Raw genomic sequence first — 4,106 nt, 5'->3', positions numbered from 1 at the left:
AACGGTGACGTATTTTCCTGATGGCTTAAGGTTACAAATTACGGGGACGCGCTGACGAATAGTTTCAAAATCATCTAAGGTTAGTTCTACGCCCATAGTATTAGCGATCGCCAGTAGATGTAAAACAGAATTAGTCGAACCACCCACTGCCATAATCACGCTAATGGCATTCTCAAAGGCTTTGCGAGTGAGAATCTGACTGGGTAAGATTTGCGCTTTAATTGCTTCTACTAGAGCAAAAGCTGATTTTTCGGTACTTTCGGCTTTTTCTGCGTCTTCTGCTGCCATGGTCGAAGAATAAGGTAAACTCATGCCCATTGCTTCAAATGCCGAAGACATAGTATTGGCGGTAAACATTCCCCCGCAAGAACCTGCGCCAGGACAGGCTTTATGTTCGATCGCGTCTAATTCTGCCCGATCAATCTTGCCAGCGCTGAACTTACCTACTGCTTCAAAAACACTGACTACAGTTAAATCTTCGTTGTTGTGTTTGCCTGGTTTAATCGTGCCACCATAAACAAAAATAGCAGGAATATTCATTCTGGCGATCGCTAGCATCGCCCCAGGCATATTTTTATCGCAACCACCAATAGCCAGCACCGCATCCATACTTTGACCATTACAGGCGGTTTCAATCGAGTCGGCAATTACATCACGAGACACTAGGGAATACTTCATTCCTTCTGTACCCATTGAAATCCCATCACTGATGGTAATTGTGCCAAACATTTGAGGCATTGCCCCCGCATCTTTTAAAGCCGATTCTGCTCTTAGCGCTAAGGTATTAATGCCCATATTGCAGGGAGTAATAGTACTATAGCCATTCGCTAAACCGACAATAGGCTTATTAAAATCATCATCGCCAAAACCAACGGCTCGTAACATCGCCCGATTAGGCGATCGCTGGTTTCCTTGAGTTACTTCTTGGCTTCTTCGATTGTCAGACATCAATTACATCTCCTTTTAATAGCTATAAGCCTTAAGCTATATAGTTTTAAGTTGAACCAGACCAAATTTTAGGGACTAATTAACCCAAAAGCACAACCTCAAGACTGTCAGCTGCGGTTAAAAATATATCTAAAAGTACCTTATCGAAATTCCTGTACTGATAGCGATCGGATTTACCAATTCTTTTTATAGATAAAAGCTATTGACAACTATGTTTGAGTAGATTCTCCGCCATGAGATTCTAATTTTTTTATTTGAATTTAAACAAAGAACATTTTTTGACGATCTACTCCATGCAAAATACCCAATTCACCAATATTTTGTATACTTTTCGCCATTTTGTCGGCAAAATGAATTACATAGGGTAAACGACTATAAGCATAAGCACTAGCTGGATTAAGCATACTCAGACGATCAACTTGTTTAGCTAATATTTCTAAAGGTGCATCGCCGAAATCTCTGACTACTTTTAACGGACGTGCGCTGCCTCCTGCTTTTGCCTCAGAGGTTACAATCCGAAAAGTTTTATCATCAGTTGACAGTATTGCTGTTCCTGGCAAAGCATCAATTAAAGATTCAGAATTTTGAATAAGTTTTTTAGTGAGTAATTTTAACGGTGCGATCGCCGAGATGACGAAGACAGAAGCGATCGCCTCATGCACTAAAATTAAAAATAATTCCTTATTTATCGCCACATTAAATATCGTCTTCAGTTAATTCTGCATCTTTAAGAATGCCTTTTAATGTTCCTGTTGGTAAATCTCTGTTGCCATGTACGGGAATAATAACGATTTTGGAAACATTTTCTTTAATATAAATATGATGGCTGCCTTTTACTCGAACTAACTTCCAACCAAATTTTTCCATGACTTTACACAGTTTTTTACCAGAAATAGACTTCACACAGTAATCTCCACCAATTGCTGGTGTTCTGTTGGCATTTCTTTCTCATTAGCTACTTCTAGCCACCCTTCTACTGCTTCTCTTGTCATTTCCATTAATTCATCATAGCTTTCTGCCCAAGTGTGACAACCAGGCAAAGCAGGTACACTAGCACACCAAATATCTTCTTCTTGCCAAACGATAACTTTTAGATTCATCTTGTATATTTACAACAATTTATTATTCACAATAACAGAAGTTTAGTTTTTCAAAGCTACAGTGTATTTGGTAATGCGATTGCACTAAATTAATCAACCACAATAGTTTATTTACCTTAAGAGCGATCGCCCAAAGGACAGAGACAGAAGCGATCGCATTGATTATCTATTTGTTTTATGAGGTAAACACTTTAAATTTATACGGATTAATAAGAACTAAGCATCATAATCGACACACATAAAATTAATGCAGTAAAAATATTTATGACAAATTTGCCAGTGTCCTTAAGAAATTCTAACTTAGTAATATTAGCAACTATCTCTAACACTTCGCGTGCAACCATACTTAAGATTAATAATAAAAGCTCAAATCCATATAAGTAATTAGTTTGCCAAGGATAGTTAAGACTAAAAAATATTCCTGATGTAAAAAAAGTTATTAATCCTCTAATAAACAAAATGATTGTACCAAAGTTTAATTTATAGTTACTAGCTCGAAGAATTAATTTGGTCATCTGTAGTATGAGGAATCCAGCAAACATTGTATAGGATGAAATTACTCCAGCAACTTCATCCTTGAATTTAAAATAAGCTGGTTTTAAGAACTCAAACAATAAATTTTGATTGATATAAGAATAAATACTAACTGCAAAAATCAGCAAAATAAATATTATATAAATAATGATTAGTGTAATTCTTGCTTTGTTTTCTAATGAAGAATTAGTCATATTTTATTACTAGCTATTATGAACTTCAATATTAGATTTGTTTATTCTTTATAGTTTAATTTGACGTATTCAATATTGGGTTAATTGCATGGTTATTAAACCAACTCCAATTCTGGTAAAACTTTGTGAATAGCACCCAATCAGCCACTCAAATCATTCAATGGCTTTTGGGGCTTCACAATACCCAACCCGCGCACAATAAACTTTTTCGGCGCATAAACAAAACGCAATGTGATCTTCAAACTTTATTGAACAACAATTTATCTACTTCAATACTTACATTAGGAAAAGATACAGAATTGATCTTACCTGTGGTTATTTCTTGTTTATTTAAATAACTATTTTGTTGAGGATTCGTGAATAACCACAACTTATCATGAACTAAATCAATTACCCAATATTCAGGAATCCCATTACGAGCATAAATAATAGATTTTTCTTCTAAGTCCTTACTCAAGGTGCTATTTGCCACCTCAATCAACCAATAAATATCTTGGGGATAAGGATGGTGATTTGCATAGTTATCTGCTGCAAAGGCAACTATGGCGATATCTGGTTCAGGTTCGGAATCATCCAAAGTTACGGGATGTGCTTCTCTGACTTTTGCTACCCCATGTAAAAGATCCCGTAAATAATCAGCCACCGTATCGATCCGAGAACTATGAATAGGCTTTTCGGGACTCATCGCAATAATTTCCCCTTCTATCAGTTCTACAGATTTACCTTCTAAGACTCCAGAATCAATTATTCGATGGTAATCTTTTACTGTCCATTTATAAAGTGTTTTCATAACTACGCTTTAATAGATTCTCTAGCTTTTATTTCTATTTCAACAATATCTCCATCTTTCAAGTTATACTCATCTCGTAACTTGACATTGGTGGCGATTTCCAAAATTTGTTCGGGGAATAGCCATGCTTACCTATATCGCTGTCAGTTCTTAAAATATAAGCATCTCTATTGAATATTCGGCATGGAGTCATACTAACTGCAACAGTTCCGCCGTATTCTTCTTTTTCTAAACGAATACAATCTGAAGGAAAATAATATCTACTATCTATTAAATGAACATTTAGTGTTCCTGGAAAAAAAATCATTCCCGTTTTTTCTCTATAGTAGAAAGATAATCTATCTATCCAACCAGAAAAATCGTTTTTCCCTGTTCTAATTTTTCCTTTAAGCTTCATTAACTTACTTCTTGATGTCTCTGCAAGAAACTTAAACTAATTCTAATTCAGGTAAAGCCTTGTGAATTGTTCCTAGCCAGTCGATTAAGTCATTTAGTTGTTTTTGGGGCTTGACTATACCTAAACCTCGCACAACTACTTTC

8 protein-coding genes are annotated in these 4,106 nt (G+C 35.8%); all 8 read right to left on the bottom strand.

The window, feature by feature from the left end; translation table 11 throughout:
* Positions 1–948 (bottom strand): dihydroxy-acid dehydratase (locus tag C7B62_RS24830; protein ID WP_199194373.1); only part of this gene is annotated, 948 nt, incomplete at its 3' end.
* Positions 949–1,208: 260 nt separating this feature from the next.
* On the bottom strand, positions 1,209–1,643 hold the full coding sequence (locus C7B62_RS24825) for a hypothetical protein (RefSeq protein WP_199194372.1): 435 nt from the start codon (positions 1,641–1,643) through the stop codon (positions 1,209–1,211).
* 1 nt (position 1,644) lies between these two features.
* Positions 1,645–1,851 carry a type II toxin-antitoxin system HicA family toxin gene (locus C7B62_RS24820; RefSeq protein ID WP_106244100.1) on the bottom strand — a complete coding sequence of 69 codons (207 nt, stop codon included), beginning with the start codon at positions 1,849–1,851 and terminating at the stop codon, positions 1,645–1,647.
* Positions 1,848–2,048 carry a type II toxin-antitoxin system HicB family antitoxin gene (locus tag C7B62_RS24815; protein WP_106244097.1) on the bottom strand — a complete coding sequence of 67 codons (201 nt, stop codon included), beginning with the start codon at positions 2,046–2,048 and terminating at the stop codon, positions 1,848–1,850. The genes C7B62_RS24820 and C7B62_RS24815 overlap by 4 nt, the downstream gene beginning before the upstream one ends.
* Before the next feature lie 206 nt (positions 2,049–2,254).
* Positions 2,255–2,776, bottom strand: coding sequence for a hypothetical protein (locus C7B62_RS24810; protein ID WP_106244093.1), 522 nt, complete (start codon positions 2,774–2,776; stop codon positions 2,255–2,257).
* Between the two features lie 238 nt (positions 2,777–3,014).
* Positions 3,015–3,566 (bottom strand): Uma2 family endonuclease, encoded by a 552-nt coding sequence (locus tag C7B62_RS24805; protein ID WP_106244090.1) that lies wholly within the window; start codon positions 3,564–3,566, stop codon positions 3,015–3,017.
* Positions 3,567–3,568: 2 nt separating this feature from the next.
* On the bottom strand, positions 3,569–3,670 hold the full coding sequence (locus C7B62_RS27295) for a hypothetical protein (protein WP_370304201.1): 102 nt from the start codon (positions 3,668–3,670) through the stop codon (positions 3,569–3,571).
* Positions 3,625–3,963, bottom strand: a complete 339-nt coding sequence (locus C7B62_RS26730) for a CTP-dependent riboflavin kinase (protein WP_233220151.1) — start codon at positions 3,961–3,963, stop codon at positions 3,625–3,627. Before C7B62_RS26730 ends, C7B62_RS27295 begins: the two co-directional genes overlap by 46 nt.
* Between the last annotated feature and the right edge of the window lie 143 nt (positions 3,964–4,106).

Source organism: Pleurocapsa sp. CCALA 161 (assembly GCF_003003995.1).
In the GTDB taxonomy this organism is placed as follows: Bacteria; Cyanobacteriota; Cyanobacteriia; order Cyanobacteriales; family Xenococcaceae; genus Waterburya.
This window is presented reverse-complemented; position numbering and strand designations above follow the sequence as displayed.

What these genes read in the sequence shown, in the direction of transcription:
- C7B62_RS24815 (WP_106244097.1), bottom strand. Translation starts at nt 2,048, where the DNA reads ATGAATCTAAAAGTTATCGTTTGGCAAGAAGAAGATATTTGGTGTGCT.
- C7B62_RS24810 (WP_106244093.1), bottom strand. Translation starts at nt 2,776, where the DNA reads ATGACTAATTCTTCATTAGAAAACAAAGCAAGAATTACACTAATCATT.
- C7B62_RS24805 (WP_106244090.1), bottom strand. Translation starts at nt 3,566, where the DNA reads ATGAAAACACTTTATAAATGGACAGTAAAAGATTACCATCGAATAATT.
- C7B62_RS26730 (WP_233220151.1), bottom strand. Translation starts at nt 3,963, where the DNA reads ATGAAGCTTAAAGGAAAAATTAGAACAGGGAAAAACGATTTTTCTGGT.